Below are 26,689 nucleotides of genomic sequence, written 5' to 3'. Positions count from 1 at the left end.
GTTTGTTGCCGCCTGACACAGGGGAATGCCATGCGGCGAAAAAGATGACGGGGAGAAAATGCCCTCTATTGAGAGTGCGATAATTCCCCGTACTCGTCAAATCATTGCTTTTTGTTGCTGCGCGCCTGGCGCAGCACTTCATTGATTTCCGGCTGATCGATTGGACCCGTAATGCGATAGCGCAGAATCGACACTTTGTTCCACAGCGGCCCAAGCACCTTGCTGGCGGCAAACACCGCCGCGCCGACGATCGGGTTGACGGCGAATGCCGCCGCTACGCCGACGGTGGCCGAAATTTCCGGCGCCACCACCGCTTGTAAATCTAAACGACGGCGCACCAGATCGACCGAACCTTTCATCGCGATGTCGGCTTCGAGCCCATCCACCAGCGTATCATCCGTATTCAGCACGCCGTCTTTAATCCATGCCGTACTGCGAATCGAATCAAACCAGAACCCTTCCTGGAAGGTGTCGCTGAAATCGAAGCGTAGCTTACGCAGCAGCGCGTCAACGCTCAATAGCCTTAACAACTGACCGGCATGACCGGTGCTCAGGTCAGTAAACTCGCCTTTGCCGAGGCGGCTTTTGAGGATCCCGTTCAGCGAAGCGACATCAGGCTGCCATGGCGGCGCGCGCCAGTGCAGATCGTAATCGACATCAAACGACGACCCTTTCACCGGCGTCGAGACACCGAAGAAGTTGACGAAGTCGTCCGTTTTATTGCCGTGAAGCTTGCCTTTCAGCGAGGTACGTACGCCGCCCGGCGCATTTACCCAGACGCCATCGGTAGTGAGTCGGCCAAAGCCGGTATCCACCAGGCCATTACTGAGAGTGAGCGTATCGCCCTTGATATCGAAGTCACCGTCGATTCGTCCATATTTTTGCCCCCACAGCCAGCACTCTTTACAGCGCAGCTGTAAATCCGGCCAGCCGCGGAAATCCAGACGGGTATCAGCCAGCGGGCCGCTCTCTTTTTTCGCCGTACCGCTGTTATCGCTGGAAGGGTTGTAATAGAGGTAGCGAATAGCCGCCAGCCAGGGGGCATTCTTATGCATCGTCAACGTGGCATTGATTTCACGCCCCTGCGCCTCCACCTTCGAGCCGCTACCGTCAGGCTGAGAGACCAGACTGACGTTATTCCAGTTCTGCCCGGCGAAGGCCAGCGACGGTGTACGAAGCGTCACGCGCTCCGGGAAGGCCATATTACTGCTCACTTCGTTGACGGCGCCTTGCTGGAACAACGCCAGCCATTGCGCGCCATCCATCGCCGGCATGTTGAGCTCGACGCCTGATGCTTCAGGCAGCGACGGAATCGCTTTGCTGTCGGAGGTCAGAATCGCCCGATCGAGCGTCAACTTGTTATTCAGTAACCAGCGGCTATTGACGTGGTTCTTGCTGCCGATGTTGCCGGTCAAATCGAAGCTGCTTAAGCCGCCGGTCACGTTGATTTTCACCGGCAACGGCTCACCCGCCGATTTATTCACCGGCGCAGGTAAGTGACTACTCACATTTTTCAGATCGCCGTTGATATCGACTTTGTAGCTCGCGCTACCGCGATACGGTAACTCAATGGCCACTTTGCCGTCCCAGGGGACGCTGCCGCTGAGTTCATCATTGACCGCTTTCGGCAGCAGGCCGGTACGCGTCGGCTGCCAGTTAGCGTTCATGCCGACGTCAACGAGGAAGGCTTTCGCCCCTTCAGTGGTGGTGAAATTGAGGTTCAACGGTTGATTAAACCAGGTCGCGCTTAGCGGCCCGCTTTTTAAATCTCCGTTTTCGAAGCTGAACTGACCATTGAGATTCTTCAGCGTCGCGTCAATCGGCTTGATAAACAGATCGTTATTTTTCAGCCGCACATCGCCTTTGGCGGTGGTCATCTCGCCATCAAGCGGGATAGCAAGATGTAAGCGAGCGCTCACATTACCATCAAGCTGCAGTTCATCCAGCGCCGAGCCGAGCGTATCCTTCAGCGGGGTCTGTTTGAAATAAGGGCCGACCTCTTTACCAGGGCCGTTAACATCGGCATCGATAAACAGTTTTTCATGGGAATAGTCGGGGATCACCGCGTCAAGGTTGCTGGCAGTAACGTTGCCCAGCATCGCTTTATCCGCCTTCATCCACAGGCCGTTATTGACGAAGTTAAGGTTGATATCCAGTCCGGTCAGCGCCGGCCAGTCCGGCTGGAAGGCGAAAGTCGCGTTCTTCAGCGGTACCGAGACCTGGAATTGGCCTTCGTTATGCTCATAGGGGAACTGATGTGGGTTGCCGCCGTAAACCAGGGTGGCATTGCTTGCCTGGCCGCCCTTAATTGCGCCGCTCAGGTAATCCACCAGCGCTTTGCCCATCAGATTTTCCGGGAAATAGCGCCACGCCTGGCCGCCATCGTTGGTACTGATACCCGCCAGGATGCCTAACCACGGCTCATCGCCTGCTGGCTGCAGATAGCGGAAGCCGCCGCGCGCGCGAACGCCGGTCGCCTGCACGTCGATATCGCGGCCATCCAGCATAAAGCCCTTGCTGTTCTTCTCCCAGCTTAGAGTCGCATCGCCCTGGGCTATCTCCAGCGGTGCGCGAAAGACCGTTTCATAAGGCATTTTTGCCTGGGTCATATGCGCGCGCAGTTCGCCGTTTTCCACGCTGCCGCTCAGGCTGCCGGAGAAGTGCTCGGCTCCCGGCAACAGCTTCCACTGCTTCCACGCCAGATCGCTCCAGTCAGCCTGGAAACGGGTCTTTTCCGTTGCCTGCAGCGGGATATCCAATGCCAACAGGTTGATTTTGCCGCTCGGCTGGGTGGTTCGCCACACTTCGCCAAAGCTCGGCGCCAGCTTATCGGCCATCGGTTGCAGACCGGTTAGCCCGCCAAGCTCGAGATTGCTGGCGCGGATGCGTAGCTCATCGCTGCGCTGATTGTTATTGCCACCCACTTCCTGCGCCGGGATCCACGCCATCGCCAGCTCGCCGCGCGGCCAGGCTTTGCCGTCTATCGAGATCCGCGTATCGGGGATGTGAAATGCCCAGCTTTGATTTTCACGCGTGATATGCCCCGTCAGGTTATCCACCGACAGCTGATGCAGATGCTTATCGCCCTGCCAGCTGGCGCCGCCTTTTTTCAGCCACACATCGCCGCTGGCGACATCGCCTTTATCGATGGTCATCCAGCCTTCAAGGCTGAAACGCGCGCTCTGCAGGGCGATGTTGTCCTGCATCCAGCGCCCGAGCCAGGGTTTAACGTCGATGTCGTCGGCCTGTAACCAGAGGCGCCCCTTGTTGAGCAGGCCATTCTCGTCACGTAAATCCATCCGCACCTGCATGACGCCGTGCTGGCCGGTGAGGCTCGAAAGGCTCAGCTGCCCCTCGGCGCGGTGGCGATTTTTACCGTTAAGCCAGGTCAGCTGTGGGATCGCCAGTTCAGCACGCTGACCGGAAATCGTCAGGAAGCTCAAATGGCTATCACGGAGAATAAAGTGGTCAAACTGGCGCAGGAACAGATCGCTGATGCGATCGGTCTTCAGGCTTGCGCCGTCGTCGTTAGTCTGGATGGGGGTATTGGTGTGAATTTGCAGCTGCCAGAAGGTCAGGTCGCGGAACTGCCAGCGCATATGTAAAAGGCTTTGCCAGACGTCGAGGGCAAGGGTAACCCGTTTGATCGTCATTTCGCCACCGTCTTTCAAGGTAGCTTTAATATCGCGAACGTCCAGCGTCGGGCCGAAGTTTTCCCAGTTGGCGTTGATCTGTGAGGCATCAACCGCGACCCCGGATACCGCGGTAATTTTCTCCAGCAGTTGGGGACGCCAGTTATTTAGCTGCGGCAATGCCAGACGCAGGCCACTCACCAGTAGCGCAACAATCACCACCACGGTTGCCACGGTGAGCAGTAATATCCCGGGCCATCGCCTCAACGCATCTCTCCTTGTCAGCCTGTTACGCTTTATCCTTCAGCCCGCCTGTTTACCGCCCCCGACGCCATCGGGAGCGACAGGCTGAATGATTACATCATTACCACATCGAACTGCTCTTGATTATAGAGCGGCTCAATTTGCACTTTGACCTGCTTGCCGACAAAGATTTCGACTTCCGCCAGCGCGTGGGACTCTTCCCCTTTCAGCGCTTCCGCGACGGCAGGTGAAGCATAGACCAGGAAGCGGTCTGAGTCATACGCATGATGCACACGAACTATTTCGCGCATGATCTCATAGCAGACCGTTTCGACCGACTTTACCGTGCCGCGCCCATGACAGGTAGGACACTCGTTACACAGCACATGTTCCACGCTTTCGCGGGTGCGTTTACGGGTCATCTCGACCAGCCCCAGCTGCGAGAAGCCGTTAATGCTGGTTTTCACCCGGTCTTTACTCAGCGCCTGCTCCAGGGAATGCAGTACCCGACGACGATGATCTTCATTATTCATATCGATAAAATCAATGATGATAATGCCGCCCAGGTTACGCAGACGCAGCTGGCGCGCGATAGCCTGCGTGGCTTCAATATTGGTATTGAAGATGGTGTCGTCGAGATTACGGTGGCCAACAAACGCCCCGGTATTGATATCGATGGTGGTCATCGCTTCGGTCTGATCGATGATCAGATAGCCGCCTGACTTCAGCTCGACTTTACGCTCCAGCGCGCGTTGGATTTCGTTCTCAACGTCAAAGAGATCGAAAATCGGCTGGCGGCCGCTGTAATGTTCCAGCTTGCTGGTCATTTCCGGAATGTATTCCGCGGTGAACTCCAGCAGCGCCTCGTAGGTCAGGCGCGAATCCACGCGAATGCGGTCAAGCTGAGCGTCGGCGAAATCGCGCAGCACGCGCTGGGCCAGCGCCAGCTCGCCGTACATCTGATAGCGGGTCTGGTTGCGCTTTTTGCGCTCCATGACTTTGGTCCAAACGCGCTTAAGGTAGGCCGCATCCGCCGCCATCTCTTGCTCATGCACGCCTTCCGCCGCGGTGCGGATAATAAACCCGCCCTGCTCGTCGCAATATTCGGTAACCACGCTTTTCAGACGTTCGCGCTCGGCCTCGCTTTCAATACGCTGTGATACGCCGACGTGCGAAGCGCCCGGCATAAAGACCAGATAGCGGGAAGGTATGGTAATGTCGGTGGTCAGACGCGCGCCTTTGGTACCCAGCGGGTCTTTCACCACCTGCACCATCAGGTCCTGGCCCTGACGCACCAGCTCGGAAATATCGCGAACGGTAAACTGCTTCTGCTCTTCACCCGCCACGCACTCGGTGTGCGGCATGATATCGGAAGCATGCAGAAAGGCGGCCTTATCCAGGCCAATATCTACAAAAGCCGCCTGCATTCCAGGCAACACACGACTGACACGACCTTTGTAGATATTGCCTACGATTCCGCGCCGCGCTTCTCTCTCAATATGAATTTCCTGCAGGATCCCGCCATCGATATACGCGACGCGCGTCTCGGATGGCGTTACGTTAACTAATAATTCAGCCGTCATCTTTATCCCTTTTCTTCACGCAGTGAGTTAAAGTTACTCAGCAACTCATACGTTTCCACCAGCGGTAAGCCGACTACGGCGTGATAGCTGCCATTTATCTTCCTGACAAAACAACCACCCAACCCTTGAATACCGTATGCGCCTGCTTTATCTAAAGGTTCGCCACTGGCTACGTAGGTAGCGATATCCTGCTCGGAGAGCAGACGGAAGGTCACTTCCGTCACCACCAGGCAATCCAGCGTTTGCTGCTTATCCGCCAACGCCACCGCGGTCATCACCTGGTGGGTTTTTCCGGAAAGCATGCGAAGCATTTCTGCGGCGTGCCCGGCGTCGCGCGGCTTTTCCAGCACTTCGCCGTTAAGAATGACAATCGTATCCGCGCCCAACACCGGCAGATCGCGCGGCGCCATCGCCACGCCAGCCAGCGCTTTTTCTCGCGCCAGACGCGCAACGTAATGCGCAGCGCTCTCCTGCGGGCCGCGTCGTTCCTCAATACCCGGAACCAGACGTTCGAAAGAGAGACCAAGCTGAGTTAACAGTTCCTGCCGACGCGGGGAACCAGAAGCCAGATACAGAGTTGTCATATCAACCTTTATTGAACCGCAAATTGCTGACGCACTTTACGCATTAGCAGGAATAGCCACGGCCAGAGCACACCGTTTACTACACTACTCCAGAACACTTCCGGACGGAAAGAGACGTTGATCACTAAAAACTCTGCCCAGAAAACAATGATATCAACGGCAAGAGACAACAGCATGACCACCAGCGCCTGTTGCCAGAGCGCCAGATTACGGAACAGCTGATATTTTAAAGCGACCAGATAGGCAACAATACTTAACGACAGCGCACGTACGCCGAGGGTCGAACCGCTGATGAGGTCGAGAATCGCCCCCATCACAAATCCGGTACCGACGTTAACCCGGTGCGGCAGCGCGAGGATCCAGTACAACAGAATCAACAACACCCAGTTTGGCCGGAAGACGGTGATGTCCTGCGGCCAGGGCATAATCTGCAGCAATAGCGCAATAAGAAACGAGAGCCAGATAACCCAGCGTCCCTGGCTACGATAACTTGCCACTATTGCCCCCCTGCTGGCAGAGGTTGCGCGGACGGCGGCGGCGTCAGGCCTGTCGCCGGCGCCGGCATCTGCGGCCCCATCGCATCAGGCGCAGGCAGCACCTGCGGCATCATTTGCATCAGGCGCTCATTGGCAACGCGGTGCACCTCTTCCGGAGTCATCGGGTTAGCGCCGTTGCGATCGGCGCCCCACAGCAGCAGCAGATAGCGCAAACGCTGCAGTCCGGCGGTCGGACGGGCCTGGATCACCGTGTATGCACGCTGAGTATCCAGACGTACCGAGGAGACTACCCCAACCGGATACCCTTCCGGGAAGCGTCCGCCGAGCCCGGAGGTCACCAGCACATCGCCGACGCGAATATCGGTATTCGCCGGCAGATGTTCAAGCTGTAAATCATCAGTACAACCGTTACCGGCTGCAATGACGCGGATATCGTTACGCAGCACCTGGATCGGCAAGGCATGGGTCGCATCGCAAATGAGCAGCACGCGGCTGGTCATTTTCGCTACCGCCACCACCTGGCCGACAACGCCCTTGTCGCTAATGACCGGTTGGCCTTCATAAACGCCATTGACGCTGCCCTTGTCGATAACGACCTGATCGCTGTAGGGATCGTTAACCGTCGAGATAACCTGGGTCACCATCTTCTGCTCATCCTGACGCAGCGGCGAGCCTAACAGCTCACGTAGACGGGCGTTTTCTTGTTTGTATTGACCCAGCATCAGCAGATCGCTGTTTTTCAACAGCAGTTCCTGACGCAGCGCGCGGTTTTCCAGTTCGAGCTGATCGCGGGTCGCCAGCGATTGCGATACGCTGTCGAGCAGTTCCCGGGGACCATTTGAGATAAAGTAGAAAGGACTGACGGCTGTATCCATGTACGTTCGAATCTGGCTGAACGTACCCAGGCGGCTGTCGGCGATAATGACGCCAAGCGCCACCAAAACCGCCAGAATAAGGCGAATCTGTAGCGACGGGCCACGGCTAAAAATTGGCTTCATAGGCTATGCGTATTCTCGTGTCAGTAAAGACCAGAGGCAGCCCTTAAGCTGCCCCAGACCTTCAGGCTGACTACTCTTCGCTGAACAAGTCGCCGCCGTGCATATCGATCATTTCCAGCGCCTTACCGCCGCCACGAGCGACGCAGGTCAGTGGATCTTCTGCAACTACGACAGGGATCCCTGTCTCTTCCATTAACAGACGGTCAAGGTTACGCAGCAGCGCGCCGCCGCCGGTCAGGACCATACCGCGCTCGGAGATATCGGATGCCAGCTCCGGCGGGCACTGTTCCAGCGCGACCATAACGGCGCTGACGATGCCGGTCAGCGGCTCCTGCAGCGCTTCGAGGATTTCGTTGGAATTGAGGGTGAAGCCGCGTGGAACGCCTTCAGCCAGGTTACGGCCGCGCACTTCGATTTCGCGTACTTCATCACCCGGGTAAGCGGAACCGATTTCGTGTTTGATACGCTCAGCGGTTGCTTCGCCGATCAGGGAACCGTAGTTACGGCGCACGTAATTGATCACGGCTTCGTCGAAACGGTCGCCGCCGATACGTACGGAAGAAGAGTAGACCACGCCGTTCAGGGAGATAACTGCGACTTCGGTAGTACCGCCGCCGATATCAACAACCATAGAACCGGTCGCTTCAGAAACCGGCAAGCCTGCGCCGATCGCGGCCGCCATCGGCTCTTCGATCAGGAAGACTTCACGAGCGCCAGCGCCCTGCGCGGATTCGCGGATAGCACGACGCTCAACCTGGGTCGCGCCAACCGGCACGCACACCAGCACGCGTGGGCTCGGACGCATAAAGCTGTTGCTATGCACCTGTTTAATAAAGTGTTGCAGCATCTTTTCAGTCACGAAGAAGTCGGCGATAACGCCGTCTTTCATCGGGCGAATCGCCGCGATATTGCCCGGCGTACGGCCCAGCATCTGCTTCGCTTCATGACCTACAGCGGCAACGCTTTTCGGCGAACCGGCACGATCCTGACGAATGGCCACAACGGAAGGCTCATTCAATACGATGCCTTGTCCTTTTACATAAATAAGGGTATTCGCGGTACCCAGGTCAATGGACAGGTCATTGGAAAACATGCCACGAAATTTTTTTAACATACTAAGGGATAATCCTGAAAGCTGGGGCGGAAAACAAAATCCGCTTACTTTACCAACCACACGCAGCAGCGACAAGGCGCAAAAATCATCTGCTACGGTGAAAATTAGTGCAGTTCATTTCCTTTGTTACAAACATTTACGAAGTCCCTTCGGCGCTGAATAAATCAGCTGTGCTCCGTGCTCTGTTTGTACCTGTCAAAGGTCAGTCTTGCGTAAGTTGCGACATTCCGGCGGGTAGACAAGCACACCCCCTTTACTATGGCGCGCGTTATTCTACGTGAAATCACGCCAAACGGCAGATCAAACCGAGTATCTTTGCGAATATTTTTTCACATTTGTGTCAAGTGGCTGTGAGGCGGCAAAAAATTCCCCCTGACCGCCGGTCACGCCGCATTGCGACAGCACCTGCCACTCGCTGCGACTGCGTACTCCCGTCGCAAAAACCTGTACCGGCATCCCTTTACAGGCTTCCACCAGACTTTGAACCAGTAACTGGTTCTCGCTGCGTTTTTCAATATTGCGCGATAGCCCTTGATGCAGCTTGATCACTTCTACGTCCAGCTGCTTGATCCAACTGGTGCCAACCAGCGTCAACCCGGCCTGAACCACAGCGACGCGAATGCCCAGCGCGTTTATCAACCGCATAACCGGGTGTAAACGGCCGATATATTGACAAACATCCGCCTCTGCAAGTTCAAAAATAATCCGCCGACGTTGTGATTTTTCGCACTGCATCATGGTATCGCGCAGCCAGCGCTGGAAACGCGGGCGAATCAGCGACTCCACGGTCACCTGCAGGGCCAGCGTTTGATCAGGCCAATAACTTAATAACGGCAGCAAACGCGTAATCTGTAGGCGATCGTACTCTTCCGCTAAGCCAAACTGCTGCACCATTGGCATATACTCGGCGGCAATCACCTCTTCTTTACCGTCATAGATGCGGCACATGAGCTCGCGATGATGTACCCGCCCATCACGCATGACCGCCGGTTTCTGATACAAGCGCGGGCCGCCGCGGCTGAGCATCTGCTCGATAAGCGTTCGCCAGCGCACGTTGCCGCGCCCCTTCTCCGGCAGCGAATCATCGTAAACCGCCCAGCTATTACTCCCCTGCAGCACGGCGTTGCGGGTGGCGGCTTCGGCGTGTTCCATCACCTGAGAGGTGGACTGGCCGCTGCGGAAGGCGCAGATGCCGATATGCATCGTGTCGTCTTTATCCAGCACCCGCGTTGACGGCAGCGCATCCATCGCTTTCAGTAACTGCCCGGCGATACTATCGGCCTCTTTAAGAGTGCGATGCGGCAATAAGACGGCGAAATCGCTACGGTGATAGCGCGCCAGTAGCGAGCCGGGATAACGCATAATAAAAGTAGACAGCAGATTAATTAGCGTGAAGTAATGCTCTTCCGCCGCCGCCCGTCCCCAGTTGTCGCGCAGCAGATCAAACTCCGGCAGGCGAATCATCATCACAATACCGTGCGCCCCCACCTTTTCCTGATCGTCCAGCAGCGTCGCCAGTTGATTATCAAAGAACAGGCGGTTGTTAAGGCCGGTTTTGGAATCCTGGGCGGCGTAGGAGCGAATCAGGGTATCCATGCGGCTGCGCTGATCGCTGGCGAACTGCAGCTCCGAGAGCAGCATATCCAGCGCGCTGCTGGTACTGGCCGGCCATTCATGAACCGAACCGCGCACCTGCGGCCCGCGCTCGCCGCTGAGAATGCGCCGCGCGCGCAGCTCCAGTAGTTCTTGCCCCGCCAACTGGCGGCGGATCCAGCGAATCGAAAAGAAGATAATCAGCACCATGAAGCCGATGGCGAAGGAGAGCGGCGCGGTGACGTGAAGCGAGCGGAAGTAATTGACCATCGGGTCCATGTAGACCAGACGAATCGAAATTCCGGGATGTTTGAGCGAGGGTACCGTCATTTCACGATACTGATTGTTACTGCCCAGCGGACGGTAACTATCACCGCGGGTATGGCTGTAAAGCGATTTGCCGTTGAGCAGAAAATCAATATGTTCGACTTCTACCGGCGTGAGCAGCTCATCCATTTGCGGTTCGAGCTTCTCAAAAGAGGTGGTCACCAGGCGGCTATCCAGCATCGTCGCCACCGCCTGTACGCGATTCTCAACCTTAATCTGAATGCCGTTGTAAAAGCTCAGCGACGCGCCGATCAGCGTGACAAAAATCGTCAGGCTGGTGAGCAGCGTAACAAATGCTGAGAATTTCGTCGTTAATCGCATCCCTGTGTTAACTCCGCGTGTGAATAACTACCCGATGGGCATTCGGGCCCCTTTTGAGACTTTTCTTAAGTAAGTACTAACTTTCTGAAGCGACGCATACTACCAAAGCTGGCGTATCTGGCAATTTATTGCGTTACATCCACGTAATAATGCCGTTAGCGAGTATAGTCTGCAGAATAATTTTTCCAATCTTCAAACCGCGAGGAACCACATATGCAGGCATTAATTTTAGAACAGCAGGATGGCAAAACCCTTTCCTCGGTGCAAAACATCGATGCCAACCTGTTGCCGCCAGGCGATGTGACTGTCGATATTCACTGGTCGAGCCTCAATTATAAAGATGCGTTGGCCATTACCGGCAAAGGAAAAATTATCCGCAACTTTCCGATGATTCCTGGTATCGATTTTGCCGGTACCGTCCACGCCAGCGAAGATCCGCGTTTTCACGTTGGCCAGCAGGTATTACTCACCGGTTGGGGCGTGGGAGAAAATCACTGGGGCGGCCTGGCCGAGCGCGCCCGCGTCAAAGGCGAATGGCTGGTGGCCATGCCTGAAGGTCTCGACGGACGCAAAGCGATGGCGATCGGTACCGCAGGTTTTACCGCCATGCTATGCGTGATGGCGCTGGAAGACGCCGGCGTGCGTCCGCAGGATGGCGAGATCGTCGTAACAGGCGCCAGCGGCGGCGTCGGCAGCACGGCAGTCGCTCTGCTGCATCATCTGGGTTATCAGGTGGCGGCGGTTTCCGGTCGCGAAAGCACCCACGACTATCTGAAAAGCCTCGGCGCGCAGCGTATTCTGGGCCGCGACGAGTTCGCTGAGAGCCGTCCGCTGGAAAAACAAATCTGGGCGGGCGCTATCGATACCGTCGGCGATAAAGTGCTGGCTAAGGTGCTGGCGCAGATGAACTATGGCGGCTGCGTCGCGGCCTGCGGCCTGGCGGGCGGTTTCGCGCTGCCGACCACCGTGATGCCGTTTATCCTGCGCAATGTACGCCTGCAGGGCGTCGATTCGGTAATGACCCCGCCTGCGCGCCGCGCAGAAGCCTGGCGCCGGCTGGTGCGCGATCTGCCGGAGTCTTTTTACGCGCAAAGCGCGACCGAAATCACCCTGGCCGATGCTCCGGCCTTCGCCGACAAAATCATGAACAACCAGATCCAGGGACGTACGCTGGTCAAAATCGGCTAATCTGCAATTTTTCGTGACATATTCGCGATCGCGCTGCGCCTCCGTCATGCTTAGGAAAAAGTATGACGGAGGACGCCATGAAAACCAGAAAACTGACGGAAGCCGACGTAACGGCGGAATCGGTATTTAACCTGCAGCGCCGTCAGGTGCTGAAAATGCTCGGTATCGGCGCGACGGCGATGTCGCTCTCAACGAAGGCCCACGCCGACCTGCTCGATTGGTTTAAAGGCCACGATCGCCCGCCGGCGCCTGCCGGAAAGGCGCTGACCTTTGATAAACCCGCAGCATGGCAAAGTAAGCTCGCCCTCACCCCGGAAGATAAAGTCGCCGGCTACAACAACTTTTATGAATTCGGCCTCGATAAAGCCGATCCGGCCGCTAACGCAGGCAGCCTGCGCACTGACCCCTGGACGCTTACCATCGGCGGCGAAGTCGCCAAACCCCTGACGCTCGATCACGACGACCTGACCCGTCGTTTCCCGCTGGAAGAGCGTATTTATCGGATGCGCTGCGTGGAGGCCTGGTCGATGGTCGTGCCGTGGGTCGGCTTCCCGCTGCATAAACTACTCGCGCTGGTGGAGCCCACCAGCAACGCCCGCTACGTCGCTTTCAAAACGCTGTATGCGCCAGAACAAATGCCTGGACAAAAAGATCGCTTCATCGGCGGCGGCCTGGCCTATCCCTATGTCGAAGGGTTGCGCCTTGATGAAGCGATGCACCCGCTCACGCTGATGAGCGTTGGCGTCTATGGGAAAGCGTTGCCGCCGCAAAACGGCGCCCCCATCCGCCTGACCGTGCCGTGGAAGTACGGCTTTAAAGGGATTAAATCTATCGTGAGCATCGAATTAACCCGCGAGCGGCCGCCGACCACCTGGAATCTGGCGGCGCCGGATGAATACGGTTTCTATGCCAATGTGAACCCGCACGTCGATCATCCGCGCTGGTCGCAGGCCAGCGAGCGGTTTATCGGCGCCGGCGGCGTACTCGACGTAAAACGCCAGCCAACGTTGCTGTTTAATGGCTATGCCGAGGAAGTCGCCTCGCTGTATCGCGGGCTTAACTTACAGGAGAATTTCTAGTGCGTCTGAGCGTTAAACAGATAGGTTGGCTGAAAGTTGCGCTGCATTTAGCCGGTTTTTTACCGCTTGTCTGGCTGTTCTGGGCCGGACATCAGGGCTATTTCAGCGCCGATCCGGCAAAGGATATCCAGCATTTTACCGGACGGATGGCGCTGAAGTTTTTGCTCGCCACCTTGCTTATTACGCCGCTGGCGCGCTACGCTAAACAGCCATTATTGATACGCACCCGCCGGTTATTAGGGTTATGGTGCTTTGCCTGGGCCACGTTGCACCTCACCAGCTATACGCTGCTGGAGCTCGGCATTAACAATCTGGCGCTACTCGGTTCCGAGATAATCAACCGTCCGTATCTCATGCTTGGTTTAATCAGTTGGTTGGTTTTACTGGCGCTGGCGGCGACGTCAACCCAGTACATGCAACGAAAATTAGGCCGTCGTTGGCAAACATTGCACAACTTCGTCTATCTGGTGGCGATCCTCGCCCCTATACATTATCTGTGGTCGGTGAAGATTATATCGCCGCAGCCGCTGATTTATGCCGGGCTGGCAACGGTACTTTTAGCCAGCCGCTACAAGAAGTTTCGCCAGTGGTGGCGCTAATCTCCGGATATGTGCAGTTCCCCGCATAACGTTTATCAACCGCGACTCTTTTTACGATAGCGGTTGATAATCTTCCCTGATAAGACCAGTATTTAGCTGCCAATTGCTACGAAATCGTTATAATGTGCGACTTTGGTTTTCCTGAAGGGGTTTTCGAACCCTGAAAAGGTGACAAGCGCGTATCGAAGGTATATTTTGTTTTTTACCCGAGGTTAGCAGGAGATAGCTGCACAATGGCTGACAAGTTTCGCATTTTGCTTTTGAACGGACCAAACCTTAATATGCTCGGCAGCCGTGAACCCGAGAAGTATGGTTCGCTAACGCTGGCAGAAATTGTTAACCGTTTAACCGCAGAAGCGGAAGCGCTAAACGTGACGCTCGACCACCTGCAATCCAATGCGGAGTTCGCGCTCATCGACCGAATTCATCAGGCTAAAGACTCTGTGGACTATATCCTGATCAATCCGGCCGCGTTTACGCATACCAGCGTGGCCATCCGCGACGCGCTGCTTGCCGTGAGTATCCCGTTTATCGAGATCCACCTGAGCAACGTGCATGCGCGCGAGCCGTTCCGTCACCACTCGTATCTGTCTGATGTCGCCTCGGGCGTGATCTGCGGATTAGGTGCGGACGGCTATTCATACGCTTTACAGACGGCGGTAAAACGCCTGTCACAAACACACTAAACAAAGAGTACGGAACCCACTCATGGATATTCGTAAGATTAAAAAACTGATCGAGCTGGTTGAAGAATCAGGCATCTCCGAACTGGAAATTTCTGAAGGCGAAGAGTCTGTACGCATCAGCCGTGCAGCGCCGGCTGCTAGCTATCCGGTAATGCAGCAAGCCTATGCTGCGCCAATCGCCCAGCCTCAGGCGCCAGCCGCCGCAGCGCCGGCAGCAGCACCTGCCGCTGAAGCGAAAGCGGAAATCAGTGGTCACATCGTACGTTCCCCGATGGTCGGTACTTTCTACCGCACCCCGAGCCCGGACGCGAAAGCCTTTGTGGAAGTCGGTCAGAAAGTTAACGTGGGCGACACCCTGTGCATCGTAGAAGCGATGAAAATGATGAACCAGATCGAAGCCGACAAAGCCGGCGTGGTTAAAGCCATTCTGATCGAAAGCGGCCAACCTGTAGAATTCGACGAGCCGCTGGTTGTCATCGAGTAACGAGGCGAACATGCTGGATAAAATTGTCATCGCTAACCGTGGCGAGATCGCACTGCGCATCCTGCGTGCCTGTAAAGAACTGGGCATCAAGACCGTTGCTGTGCACTCCACCGCGGATCGCGATTTAAAACACGTATTATTAGCGGATGAGACGGTCTGCATCGGCCCGGCTCCGTCCGTAAAAAGCTATCTGAACATCCCGGCTATCATCAGCGCGGCGGAAATCACCGGCGCGGTAGCGATTCACCCGGGTTACGGTTTCCTTTCCGAGAACGCTAACTTTGCCGAGCAGGTTGAGCGCTCCGGTTTCATCTTCATCGGCCCGAAAGCCGACACTATCCGCCTGATGGGCGACAAAGTGTCCGCCATCACCGCAATGAAGAAAGCTGGCGTTCCGACCGTTCCAGGTTCTGATGGCCCGCTGGGCGACGACATGGACGCTAACCGCGCGCATGCCAAACGCATCGGCTACCCGGTTATCATCAAAGCCTCCGGCGGCGGCGGCGGTCGCGGCATGCGCGTCGTGCGCAGCGACGCTGAACTGGCGCAATCCATCTCCATGACCAAAGCGGAAGCGAAAGCGGCTTTCAACAACGACATGGTCTATATGGAGAAGTACCTGGAAAATCCTCGTCACATCGAGATTCAGGTGCTGGCGGACGGCCAGGGCAACGCTATCTATCTGGCGGAACGCGACTGCTCCATGCAGCGTCGTCACCAGAAAGTCGTCGAAGAAGCGCCGGCGCCGGGCATTACCCCGGAACTGCGTCGCTACATCGGCGAACGTTGCGCGAAAGCCTGTGTGGATATCGGCTATCGCGGAGCGGGTACCTTTGAGTTCCTGTTTGAAAACGGCGAGTTCTACTTCATTGAGATGAACACCCGTATTCAGGTAGAACACCCGGTTACCGAAATGATCACCGGCGTTGACCTGATCAAAGAACAGCTGCGCATCGCGGCGGGTCAGCCGCTGTCTATCAAGCAAGAAGAAGTGCAGGTTCGCGGTCATGCGGTGGAATGCCGTATCAACGCCGAAGACCCGAATACCTTCCTGCCGAGCCCGGGTAAAATTACCCGCTTCCACGCGCCGGGCGGTTTTGGCGTGCGCTGGGAGTCTCATATCTACGCCGGTTACACCGTACCGCCGTACTATGACTCAATGATCGGTAAACTGATCTGCTACGGCGAAAGCCGTGATGTGGCGATTGCCCGCATGAAGAACGCGCTGCAGGAATTGATCATCGATGGCATCAAAACCAACGTTGAGCTGCAGATGCGCATTATGAGCGACGAGAACTTCCAGCATGGTGGTACCAATATCCACTATCTGGAGAAAAAACTCGGACTGCAGGAAAAATAATCCTGTACTCGCTGCAAAAGGCCGGATTATCCGGCCTTTTTTCTTTTTCTCTCCCCTCGACTTTTCCATGCGGTACAATCCCCGCTTTCTTCATCCTCAAGGGACAAAAAATGGACAAAAGATTTGTTCAGGCCCATAAAGAAGCGCGCTGGGCGCTGTGGCTGACCCTTCTCTATCTTGCCGCGTGGCTGGCAGCGGCCTATCTGCCTGGCGTCGGTATCGGCTTTACCGGCCTGCCGCACTGGTTCGAACTGGCCTGCCTGCTGGTGCCGCTGCTGTTCGTCCTGCTGTGCTGGGCGATGGTGCGCTTTATCTTCCGCGATATCTCTCTGGAGGATAACGATGCAGCTTGAGATTATCGTGGTGCTGATCGCTTATCTGTTTGTCGTTTTCGGGCTGTCTCTTTACGCGATGCGTAAACGCAGTACCGGGAACTTCCTGAGCGAGTATTTCCTCGGCAGCCGATCGATGGGCGGCTTTGTATTAGCCATGACCCTCACCGCCACCTATATTAGCGCCAGCTCGTTTATCGGCGGCCCTGGCGCCGCCTACAAATATGGGCTGGGCTGGGTACTGCTGGCGATGATCCAGGTACCGACGATCTGGCTCTCTCTCGGGATCCTCGGCAAGAAGTTCGCGATCCTGGCGCGCCGCTACAATGCCATTACCCTTAACGATATGCTGCAGGCGCGCTACCAAAGCCGCGCGGTGGTATGGATTGCCAGCGTCAGCTTGCTGGTGGCCTTTGTTGGGGCCATCGCGGTGCAGTTTATCGGCGGCGCGCGCCTGCTGGAAACCGCCGCCGGGATCAAGTACGAAACCGGACTATTGATATTTGGTATCACAATTGCGCTCTACACCGCTTTTGGCGGTTTCCGCGCCAGCGTACTCAACGATACCATGCAAGGGATGGTGATGTTGATCGGAACGATCGTCCTGCTGGTTGGTGTAGTGCATGCCGCCGGAGGCCTGCATCAGGCGGTAGAAACACTCCAGCAAATCGACCCGCAGCTGGTGTCGCCCCACGGCGCCGATAATATCCTCACGCCAACCTTTATGACCTCGTTCTGGGTGCTGGTCTGTTTCGGCGTCATCGGCTTGCCGCATACCGCCGTACGCTGTATTTCCTATAAAGACAGCAAGGCCGTACACCGCGGGATCGTTATTGGCACCATCGTCGTGGCGATTCTGATGTTCGGTATGCATCTCGCCGGCGCTCTTGGCCGCGCCGTCCTGCCGGGCCTCACCGTGCCCGATCAGGTGATCCCGACGTTGATGGTTCAGGTGCTGCCGCCGTGGGCCGCAGGGCTGTTTTTAGCGGCGCCGATGGCCGCGATTATGTCTAACGTTAACGCCCATTTACTGCAGGCATCGGCTACGATCATTAAAGATCTGTGGCTCAGCGCTCAGCCGACGAAAAAGCGTAACGAGCAGAAGCTGAAGCGGATCTCAACGATCGCCACCTTAGTGCTCGGCATACTTATGATGCTGGCCGCCTGGCGGCCGCCGGAAATGATTATCTGGCTTAATCTGCTGGCCTTTGGCGGCCTGGAAGCCGTGTTCTTATGGCCGCTGGTATTGGGCCTTTACTGGGAGCGGGCAAACGCTGCCGGCGCGCTCAGCGCGATGTTAGTGGGCGGCATACTGTATGCCGTGCTCGCGACGTTTAACATTCAGTACCTGGGCTTCCACCCTATCGTGCCCTCGCTGCTGCTAAGTTTGTTGGCTTTTGTCGTCGGGAACCGCTTCGGTCAACCCGTACCACCAGCCCCTATTATGACTACTGATAAATAAAGAGTTTTGCCATGCCTTGGATCCAACTAAAACTGAATACGACCGGCGCTCACGCGGAAGAACTGAGCGACGCGCTGATGGAGGCCGGCGCGGTCTCGATTACCTTCCAGGACACCCACGACACGCCGGTGTTCGAACCGCTGCCGGGTGAAACCCGTTTGTGGGGCGATACCGACGTTATCGGTCTGTTCGACGCAGAAAGCGACATGAACGAAGCGGTTGCTATCCTTGAGCAGCATCCGCTGCTCGGCGCCGGCTTCGCGCATAAAATTGAACAACTGGAAGATAAAGACTGGGAACGCGAGTGGATGGATAACTTCCACCCGATGCGTTTCGGCGAACGCCTGTGGATTTGCCCGAGCTGGCGCGATGTTCCTGATGAGAATGCAGTCAATGTGATGCTTGATCCAGGACTGGCCTTTGGTACCGGCACTCACCCAACGACCGCGATGTGTCTGCAATGGCTCGACGGCCTTGACCTGCAGGGCAAAACGGTTATCGATTTTGGCTGCGGTTCCGGCATCCTGGCGATCGCCGCGCTGAAGCTGGGCGCCGCCAAAGCTATCGGTATTGATATCGATCCGCAGGCCATTCAGGCCAGCCGTGATAACGCCCAGCGTAACGGCGTCTCCGAACGCCTTGAACTGTATTTGCCGCAGGATCAGCCAGAAGCCATGAAAGCCGATGTGGTGGTCGCAAACATCCTGGCAGGCCCGTTGCGTGAGCTGGCCCCTTTAATCAGCGTCCTGCCGGTTACAGGCGGCCTGCTTGGCCTTTCCGGAATCCTGGCAAGCCAAGCGGAAAGCGTCTGCGAAGCCTACGCCCCGCTCTTCACCCTCGACCCGGTGGTGGAGAAAGAGGAGTGGTGCCGAATTACCGGACAGAAGAACTAAGTAAGCTGCGGCCTACGGGCCGCATTTTTGTTTCCAGTAACCGCCGAATATTGCCAGGAAATGAGAGCCGGATCGCATTACGATGCCCTTTTTTGGCTACAAAAACAGCGTTTTATCCCGTCTCGTATCGCCTTCGTCTCAGAAAAATCGAGAAGTTTTGTGATTTTATAATTGGACACAAATTATCCCATTGCTAATAACACAATGATTAATATGATAATTTATTCATGGCTATTACGTTACTCCTGGATTCATTGATCTGTAACAGAGGATTGGTCAAAGTTTGGCCTTTCATCTCGCGCAAAAAATGCGTAATATACGCCGCCTTGCAGTCACAGTATGGTCATTTCTTAACTCATGCGCATCGGACACCACCAGCTCAGAAATCGCCTGATCGCAGCACCTATGGCTGGCATCACTGACAGACCATTCAGGACGCTGTGTTACGAGATGGGAGCAGGTTTAACCGTCTCCGAGATGATGTCCTCCAACCCGCAGGTATGGGAGAGTGACAAGTCCCGGTTACGGATGGTGCACATTGATGAGCCCGGTATTCGTACCGTGCAAATCGCCGGTAGCGTACCGGAAGAGATGGCCGCAGCCGCCCGTATTAACGTGGAAAGCGGCGCCCAGATTATTGATATCAATATGGGGTGCCCGGCTAAAAAGGTGAATCGTAAGCTCGCTGGTTCAGCCCTCTTGCAGTATCCCGATCAGGTGAAATCAATCCTGACCGCGGTCGTCAAGGCAGTGGACGTTCCGGTGACTCTCAAGATTCGCACCGGTTGGGAACCGGAACACCGTAACTGTGTAGAGATTGCCCAACTGGCTGAAGAATGTGGCATTCAGGCTCTGACTATTCACGGACGCACTCGCGCCTGCTTGTTTAACGGAGAAGCTGAATACGACAGTATTCGGGCAGTTAAGCAGAAAGTTTCCATTCCGATTATCGCGAATGGCGACATTACTGACCCGCTTAAAGCCAGAGCCGTGCTCGACTACACGGGGGCTGACGCTCTCATGATAGGCCGTGCGGCTCAGGGAAGACCCTGGATCTTTCGGGAAATCCAGCATTATCTGGACACTGGGGAGTTGCTGCCCCCCCTGCCGTTGGCAGGGGTTAAGCGCTTGCTTTGCGCGCACGTTCGGGAACTGCATGACTTTTACGGTCAGGCAAAAGGGTACCGAATCGCGCGTAAACACGTCTCCTGGTATCTCCAGGAGCATGCTCCAAATGACCAGTTTCGGCGCACATTCAACGCCATTGAGGATGCCAGCGAACAGCTGGAGGCGTTGGAGGCATACTTCGAAAATTTTGCGTAATAGAAATAAAGAGCTGACAGAACTATGTTCGAACAACGCGTAAATTCTGACGTACTGACCGTTTCTACCGTTAACTCTCAGGATCAGGTAACTCAAAAGCCCCTGCGTGACTCGGTTAAACAGGCACTGAAGAACTATTTTGCTCAACTGAATGGTCAGGATGTTAATGATCTGTATGAGCTGGTATTGGCTGAAGTTGAACAGCCACTGTTGGACATGGTGATGCAATACACCCGTGGTAACCAGACCCGCGCTGCCCTGATGATGGGTATCAACCGCGGTACTCTGCGTAAGAAACTGAAAAAATACGGCATGAACTGATATTAATCAGTAAATTGCTGAATTAAAAAGGCGCTCTTCGGCATGGGGAAGCGCCTTTTTTTATACCTGATTTTTATACTGAACTACTGCCCCACGGCAGCCATTGACCACACGCTATGGTCAGGTTGTTGCAGCGATAACGCCGACATAATATTGTCTACCAGCACGGGCGCCTGCTGATAGAGATTGAATTGTTCAGGATCCATTAACCAGTTTTTGATAATTCCTGTAAAAGCGCCGTGTAATATTATCAACGTAATTTCGATATTTGTTTCCGCCGGCAATAATCTATTTCTTACGCAACACTGCAGGACGTCACGGATTATGGCGTAATTGAAGCCAATTCGTTTGCGGATTTCGCTTTCCGGCAGCATGTCACTGGTAAACTCGCATTTATGATAAAGAATTTGTAGCAGTGCCTGCTGTCGGGAATTCTCAGCGATATATTGTAATCCGGTAATAAATTTTTTACGTAACCTGTTTAACGGATTTTGGTTATCCAGCTCCCACTGTTGATGGGGCAGTAGCTCTCTGAGCGGCGGCTGCTGCTGCCACATCTCATTAAATAACTCCGCCTTGCTGGAAAAATGCCAGTACACCGCTCCACGCGTGACGCCCGCGGCGTCAGCGATATCGGTCAGCGTGGTATTGGTAACGCCGCGCTGCGCGAACTGCTGAATGGCGGACTCAATCAGGAGTTGACGCGTTCTTAAGGCGTCCTCTTTGGTTTTTCTGGCCATAACCTTTTCCCACTCGCTACCTAACGGTGAATACAGAATTGACTGATACACCAGCCAATTTAGCATTCCATAAAAAATATTATTTAGCAAAAATGCAGATACTGACATTTAATTACACGAGAATTTAATACATGCGATAAATATAAAATAAGAATACATTCACAAAATAAATATTAAAGGAAGAGGAGCTAAATCAATCGCCTGTTTTTTGTTTTTGCGTGCCTTGTTCATTGCCCAAAAATAACTATTCCTTACATCCACCGGTGTTTATTTGTAGGATAACGAACCGCTTTAAAATTCATTATTTCTTCGCAGATTCGCCGCCCTATCCGGCCCGTAATCTATAAGGAACAGCAATGACGAGTCATGCCAGAGTATCTCTTTTATCCAGCCTAATTATCTCCGCCTTGTTGCTTACCGGTTGCGATAATTCAGGCGACCAGCAGGCACAACCTCAGACGCCGCAGGTTAGCGTACATGTAGTACACAGTGAACCGCTTTCCGTCACCACTGAGCTCCCAGGGAGAACATCGGCCTTCCGTGTCGCTGAAGTTCGCCCTCAGGTCAGCGGTATTATCCTGAAACGCAACTTTGTCGAGGGCAGCGATATCAAGGCCGGTGAATCGCTCTATCAAATCGACCCCGCTACTTACCAGGCGGCCTGGAACAGCGCCAAAGGCGACGAGGCAAAAGCCGAAGCCGCAGCGGCTATCGCCCATCTGACGGTGAAACGTTATGTTCCTCTGCTTGGAACTCAGTACATCAGTCAGCAGGAATACGATCAGGCCGTCGCTACCGCGCGTCAGGCCGATGCCGATGTCGTGGCGGCTAAAGCCGCGGTCGAAAACGCCCGTATCAATCTGGCTTACACCAAGGTGACTTCGCCCATCGACGGGCGGATTGGTAAATCCAGCGTAACCGAAGGCGCACTGGTGACCAACGGCCAGGCGGACGCCATGGCGACGGTGCAGCAACTCGATCCGATCTATGTCGACGTAACCGAATCCAGCAACGATTTTATGCGCCTGAAACAGGAAAGCCTGCAGCGCGGTGATGACAGTAAAAGCGTGCAGCTGATTATGGAAAATGGCCAACCCTATTCCCTGAAGGGATCGCTGCAATTTTCTGACGTGACCGTCGATGAAAGCACCGGATCCATTACGCTGCGCGCGGTATTCCCTAATCCGCAACACACTCTTCTGCCGGGCATGTTTGTCCGCGCCCGTATCGATGAAGGCGTCAATCCGCAAGCGATTCTGGTACCGCAGCAGGGGGTTACCCGCACGCCGCGCGGCGATGCCACTGTGTTAATCGTTAATGCGCAGAACCAGGTGGAAAACCGTGAAGTCACCGCCGCCCAGGCGATAGGCAATAAATGGTTAATCACCAGCGGCCTGCAAAACGGCGACAAAGTCATCGTTAGTGGGTTACAGAAGGTTCGCCCAGGCGTCACCGTGAAGGCGACGGAAGATACCACTGCCTCCGCCGCACAATAAGGTATGAATCGCTATGTCTAAGTTCTTCATTCATCGACCGGTGTTTGCATGGGTGCTGGCGATCATCATGATGATTGCCGGCGGCCTCGCCATCATGCAGCTCCCTATTGCGCAATATCCCACGATTGCGCCGCCCGCGGTAGCCATCTCGGCAACCTACCCGGGTGCAGATGCGCAAACCGTGCAGGACACCGTCACTCAGGTTATCGAACAGAACATGAATGGTATCGATAATCTGATGTACATGTCCTCTACCAGTGATTCATCCGGTAGCGTCACCATCACGCTCACTTTTCAATCCGGCACCGATCCGGATATCGCCCAGGTGCAGGTGCAGAACAAACTGCAACTGGCGACGCCGCTGCTGCCACAGGAAGTACAGCAGCAAGGTATTAGCGTTGAGAAATCCAGTAGCAGCTTCCTGCTGGTTGCCGGATTTATCTCTGATAATCCAAGCACTACCCAGGATGATATTTCCGACTACGTTGCCTCCAACATCAAAGACCCTATCAGCCGCCTTAACGGCGTGGGCGATGTACAGTTGTTCGGTGCGCAATATGCCATGCGTATCTGGCTCGACGGCAACCTGCTGAATAAATATAACCTCACGCCGGTTGATGTTATCAACCAGTTGAAGGTGCAAAACGATCAGATCGCCGCCGGACAGCTTGGCGGTACACCATCGGTTAAAGGTCAACAGCTTAATGCCTCGATCATTGCTCAGACTCGCCTGAAAGATCCTGAGGAATTCGGTAAAGTCACGCTGCGGGTTAACGCCGATGGTTCCGTGGTTCGCCTGAAGGATGTCGCGCGCATTGAACTGGGCGGCGAGAACTATAACGTTGTCGCGCGCATTAATGGCAAACCCGCCTCTGGTTTGGGGATCAAGCTGGCGACCGGCGCCAATGCGTTAGATACCGCTACGGCGATCAAAGCGAAACTTGCCGAGCTGCAGCCCTTCTTCCCGCAAGGGATGAAAGTTGTTTATCCCTACGACACCACGCCGTTCGTTAAAATCTCCATTCACGAAGTGGTCAAAACGCTGTTTGAAGCCATTATCCTCGTCTTCCTCGTGATGTATCTGTTCCTGCAGAACATTCGCGCAACGCTTATCCCGACGATCGCTGTGCCGGTCGTCTTGCTGGGTACCTTTGCGGTGCTGGCGATGTTCGGCTACTCCATCAACACGCTAACCATGTTTGGCATGGTGCTGGCGATAGGGCTACTGGTCGACGATGCCATCGTGGTGGTAGAGAACGTTGAGCGCGTCATGGTCGAGGACAAGCTTTCCCCCGTTGAAGCCACAGAGAAATCAATGGAGCAGATTCAGGGGGCGCTGGTTGGTATCGCCATGGTGCTCTCGGCGGTATTCGTCCCGATGGCCTTCTTTGGCGGCTCGACCGGGGCGATTTATCGTCAGTTCTCCATCACTATCGTTTCCGCGATGGCGCTGTCTGTACTGGTCGCGCTGGTACTGACCCCGGCGCTATGCGCAACCATGTTAAAGCCAGCATCCGCAGACCATCATGGCAAAAAGGGGTTCTTCGGCTGGTTTAATGCCAGGTTCGACCAAAGCGTTAACCACTACACCAACAGCGTAAGCGGGATCCTGCGCGGCACCGGGCGCTACCTGGTTATCTATCTGCTGATCGTTATCGGCATGGCGATGCTGTTTGTCCGCTTGCCTACATCCTTCCTGCCTGATGAAGACCAGGGCGTGTTCCTGACCATGGTTCAGTTACCTGCTGGCGCTACGCAAGAGCGTACGCAAAAGGTGCTCGACTCCGTCAGCGACTACTATCTACAGAAAGAGAAAGCTAATGTTGAGAGCGTGTTCACCGTTAACGGCTTTAGCTTCAGCGGACAAGGACAAAACTCCGGTATGGCGTTTGTCAGTCTGAAACCATGGGAAGAGCGCAGCGGTTCGGAAAACGGCGTTGAAGCCATTATTAAGCGTGCCACCGCCGCATTTAGCCAGATTAAAGATGCAATGGTCTTCCCGTTCAACATGCCGGCCATCATCGAGTTAGGTACCGCGACCGGTTTCGACTTTGAGCTGATTGACCAGGGTGGCTTAGGACACACACAGCTAACTCAGGCACGAAACCAGCTTCTGGGGATGGTAAAACAGCATACGGAACAGCTGGTACGCGTTCGCCCTAATGGCCTTGAAGACACACCGCAGTTTAAACTCGACGTCGATCAAGAGAAAGCGCAGGCGCTGGGCGTCTCGTTATCCGACATTAACGAAACGATATCAGCTGCACTGGGCGGCTATTATGTGAATGACTTTATTGACCGCGGCCGCGTGAAGAAAGTCTATGTTCAGGCCGATGCCAGTTTCCGTATGCTACCCGGTGATATCAATAACATGTATGTCCGCAGCTCTAACGGTGAAATGGTGCCGTTCTCGGCATTTGTTACTTCACGTTGGGTATATGGTTCTCCGCGTCTCGAACGTTACAACGGCCTGCCTTCGATGGAAATCCTCGGCGAAGCGGCTCCGGGTAAGAGTACCGGGGAAGCCATGGCCTTGATGGAGCAACTGGCCAGTAAACTGCCTGCAGGTATCGGTTATGACTGGACGGGCTTGTCTTATCAGGAACGTTTATCAGGTAACCAGGCGCCAGCGCTATATGCTATTTCGCTGATAGTCGTCTTCCTCTGTCTGGCAGCACTCTATGAAAGCTGGTCTATTCCATTCTCCGTTATGCTGGTTGTGCCATTAGGAGTTATCGGCGCATTATTAGCAGCCTCAGTTAGAGGATTGAATAATGACGTTTATTTCCAGGTTGGCCTGTTAACAACTATTGGTTTATCTGCGAAGAACGCCATTCTTATTGTTGAGTTCGCCAAAGACCTTATGGATAAAGAAGGCAAAGGTATTATCGAGGCGACCCTGGAAGCATCCCGTATGCGTCTGCGCCCTATATTAATGACTTCATTAGCCTTTATTCTCGGGGTCATGCCGTTAGTGATTAGCCACGGCGCTGGTAGCGGCGCGCAAAACGCTGTCGGTACCGGCGTGATGGGCGGTATGCTTACCGCAACGCTGCTGGCCATCTTCTTCGTGCCGGTGTTCTTTGTGGTTGTAAGGCGTCGCTTTACCCGCCACGTAGAATAATCGACTATGATTATCAAGGCGCCAACCGGCGCCTTTTTTTATATCTATCAGAACAATAAGTTAGTAGAAATATTAATTCCCATCCCCGACTGACGCATTGAAATATCCCTTTCTACATATTTTCTTCATTATTTCTCATTTCTCTTCACGATATTTACTCTGCTCATAATTTGAGATTATTTCCCCTTCCAGGGCCGGGTCATTGCGGTGGTAAAATAAGCTATTCCGTTATGTGTTGACATCGTTGACAGCAAACGGTTATTTAGAGGTAATACCATGAAAAAATTAATATTAGTGACATTGTTAGCAACGTTGCTTGCTGGCTGTGCCCATGATTCCCCGTGCGTGCCGGTCTATGACTCGCAGGGCCGACTGGTGCATACCAATACCTGTGTAAAAGGCACAACTCAGGATAACTGGGAAACCGCTGGCGCAATCGCCGGTGGGGCTGCAGCGGTTGCCGGTCTCACGTTAGGAATCGTGGCGCTTACGCGTTAGTGATACCTCTCCACAAACGCGTAAGCCGGGATGCGTTCCCTTTGGCTTAGCCGCCAGAAAGACAAAAGGCCCAGTCTCACGACTGGGCCTTTCATTTATATTGATATGGTCATTTTCCCGGGGGCGGCGCGATGCGCCTTTCCCGGGCTACGGGTCTGTAGCCCCGGTAAGCGCAGCGCCACCGGGGAAGATGGCGGCGCGTCTGGCCGCAA

21 protein-coding genes and 1 pseudogene are annotated in these 26,689 nt (G+C 54.9%); 14 read left to right on the top strand and 8 right to left on the bottom strand.

The window, feature by feature from the left end:
* Positions 1–101: 101 nt before the first annotated feature.
* The 7 genes from yhdP to csrD all read right to left on the bottom strand — a co-directional run bounded on the left by yhdP (position 102) and on the right by csrD (position 10,892).
* On the bottom strand, positions 102–3,899 hold the full coding sequence (yhdP, locus tag ABLU86_RS21915) for an AsmA2 domain-containing protein YhdP (RefSeq protein ID WP_020077821.1): 3,798 nt from the start codon (positions 3,897–3,899) through the stop codon (positions 102–104).
* 89 nt (positions 3,900–3,988) lie between these two features.
* On the bottom strand, positions 3,989–5,458 hold the full coding sequence (gene rng, locus ABLU86_RS21910; RefSeq protein ID WP_015369465.1) for a ribonuclease G: 1,470 nt from the start codon (positions 5,456–5,458) through the stop codon (positions 3,989–3,991).
* Between the two features lie 2 nt (positions 5,459–5,460).
* Positions 5,461–6,042 (bottom strand): nucleoside triphosphate pyrophosphatase, encoded by a 582-nt coding sequence (locus tag ABLU86_RS21905; protein ID WP_015369464.1) that lies wholly within the window; start codon positions 6,040–6,042, stop codon positions 5,461–5,463.
* Between the two features lie 8 nt (positions 6,043–6,050).
* Complete coding sequence (mreD, locus tag ABLU86_RS21900) at positions 6,051–6,539, bottom strand: rod shape-determining protein MreD (protein WP_015369463.1); 489 nt, start codon at positions 6,537–6,539, stop codon at positions 6,051–6,053.
* Positions 6,539–7,537, bottom strand: a complete 999-nt coding sequence (mreC, locus tag ABLU86_RS21895) for a rod shape-determining protein MreC (RefSeq protein ID WP_015369462.1) — start codon at positions 7,535–7,537, stop codon at positions 6,539–6,541. The genes mreD and mreC overlap by 1 nt, the downstream gene beginning before the upstream one ends.
* Positions 7,538–7,607: 70 nt before the next feature.
* A complete protein-coding gene (gene mreB / locus ABLU86_RS21890) occupies positions 7,608–8,651 on the bottom strand; it encodes a rod shape-determining protein MreB (RefSeq protein ID WP_002918653.1) in 1,044 nt (347 codons plus the stop codon).
* A gap of 300 nt (positions 8,652–8,951) precedes the next feature.
* Positions 8,952–10,892 (bottom strand): RNase E specificity factor CsrD, encoded by a 1,941-nt coding sequence (gene csrD / locus ABLU86_RS21885; RefSeq protein WP_015369461.1) that lies wholly within the window; start codon positions 10,890–10,892, stop codon positions 8,952–8,954.
* Between the two features lie 213 nt (positions 10,893–11,105).
* Between csrD and ABLU86_RS21880 the strand changes: the two genes are divergently transcribed.
* From ABLU86_RS21880 to fis, 11 genes and pseudogenes are all read left to right on the top strand, one after another.
* The gene (locus ABLU86_RS21880) at positions 11,106–12,080 is read left to right on the top strand and encodes an MDR family oxidoreductase (RefSeq protein WP_032709254.1); all 975 of its coding nucleotides are present in this window, start codon (positions 11,106–11,108) and stop codon (positions 12,078–12,080) included.
* Positions 12,081–12,157: 77 nt separating this feature from the next.
* A complete protein-coding gene (gene msrP, locus ABLU86_RS21875; protein WP_163389430.1) occupies positions 12,158–13,159 on the top strand; it encodes a protein-methionine-sulfoxide reductase catalytic subunit MsrP in 1,002 nt (333 codons plus the stop codon).
* The gene (msrQ, locus tag ABLU86_RS21870; protein ID WP_110915941.1) at positions 13,159–13,758 is read left to right on the top strand and encodes a protein-methionine-sulfoxide reductase heme-binding subunit MsrQ; all 600 of its coding nucleotides are present in this window, start codon (positions 13,159–13,161) and stop codon (positions 13,756–13,758) included. The genes msrP and msrQ overlap by 1 nt, the downstream gene beginning before the upstream one ends.
* Positions 13,759–13,991: 233 nt before the next feature.
* Positions 13,992–14,444, top strand: coding sequence for a type II 3-dehydroquinate dehydratase (aroQ, locus tag ABLU86_RS21865; protein WP_015369457.1), 453 nt, complete (start codon positions 13,992–13,994; stop codon positions 14,442–14,444).
* Positions 14,445–14,466: 22 nt separating this feature from the next.
* A complete protein-coding gene (gene accB, locus ABLU86_RS21860; protein ID WP_015369456.1) occupies positions 14,467–14,928 on the top strand; it encodes an acetyl-CoA carboxylase biotin carboxyl carrier protein in 462 nt (153 codons plus the stop codon).
* Between the two features lie 10 nt (positions 14,929–14,938).
* Positions 14,939–16,288: an acetyl-CoA carboxylase biotin carboxylase subunit gene (gene accC / locus ABLU86_RS21855; RefSeq protein WP_015369455.1), complete on the top strand. Its 1,350-nt coding sequence runs from the start codon at positions 14,939–14,941 to the stop codon at positions 16,286–16,288.
* A gap of 110 nt (positions 16,289–16,398) precedes the next feature.
* Positions 16,399–16,641 carry a DUF997 family protein gene (locus ABLU86_RS21850; protein WP_015369454.1) on the top strand — a complete coding sequence of 81 codons (243 nt, stop codon included), beginning with the start codon at positions 16,399–16,401 and terminating at the stop codon, positions 16,639–16,641.
* Positions 16,631–18,082, top strand: a complete 1,452-nt coding sequence (gene panF / locus ABLU86_RS21845; protein ID WP_063402704.1) for a sodium/pantothenate symporter — start codon at positions 16,631–16,633, stop codon at positions 18,080–18,082. The genes ABLU86_RS21850 and panF overlap by 11 nt, the downstream gene beginning before the upstream one ends.
* Positions 18,083–18,093: 11 nt before the next feature.
* Positions 18,094–18,975, top strand: coding sequence for a 50S ribosomal protein L11 methyltransferase (gene prmA, locus ABLU86_RS21840; RefSeq protein ID WP_015703628.1), 882 nt, complete (start codon positions 18,094–18,096; stop codon positions 18,973–18,975).
* Between the two features lie 357 nt (positions 18,976–19,332).
* Positions 19,333–20,341, top strand: a pseudogene (dusB, locus tag ABLU86_RS21835) (tRNA dihydrouridine synthase DusB).
* Positions 20,323–20,619, top strand: coding sequence for a DNA-binding transcriptional regulator Fis (gene fis, locus ABLU86_RS21830; protein ID WP_000462905.1), 297 nt, complete (start codon positions 20,323–20,325; stop codon positions 20,617–20,619). The pseudogene dusB and the gene fis overlap by 19 nt, the downstream one beginning before the upstream one ends.
* An 83-nt stretch (positions 20,620–20,702) precedes the next feature.
* On the opposite strand, the gene envR is transcribed toward fis, so the two are convergent.
* A complete protein-coding gene (envR, locus tag ABLU86_RS21825) occupies positions 20,703–21,359 on the bottom strand; it encodes an acrEF/envCD operon transcriptional regulator (protein ID WP_348796033.1) in 657 nt (218 codons plus the stop codon).
* A gap of 356 nt (positions 21,360–21,715) precedes the next feature.
* On the opposite strand from envR, the gene ABLU86_RS21820 reads away from it, so the two are divergent.
* From ABLU86_RS21820 to ABLU86_RS21810, 3 genes are all read left to right on the top strand, one after another.
* Entirely contained in the window at positions 21,716–22,855 is a 1,140-nt protein-coding gene (locus ABLU86_RS21820; RefSeq protein ID WP_279281342.1) for an efflux RND transporter periplasmic adaptor subunit, read from the top strand.
* 13 nt (positions 22,856–22,868) lie between these two features.
* Entirely contained in the window at positions 22,869–25,979 is a 3,111-nt protein-coding gene (locus tag ABLU86_RS21815; RefSeq protein WP_116289691.1) for an efflux RND transporter permease subunit, read from the top strand.
* A 276-nt stretch (positions 25,980–26,255) separates the two neighbouring features.
* A complete protein-coding gene (locus ABLU86_RS21810) occupies positions 26,256–26,477 on the top strand; it encodes a hypothetical protein (protein WP_015369447.1) in 222 nt (73 codons plus the stop codon).
* The last annotated feature ends 212 nt before the right edge of the window (positions 26,478–26,689 follow it).

This window comes from Klebsiella sp. JN_Kp121 (genome assembly GCF_040062145.1).
Classification (GTDB): domain Bacteria; phylum Pseudomonadota; class Gammaproteobacteria; order Enterobacterales; family Enterobacteriaceae; genus Klebsiella; species Klebsiella aerogenes.
The sequence above is the reverse complement of the archived record's forward strand: the minus strand, read 5'-3'. Positions and strand labels throughout refer to the sequence as shown.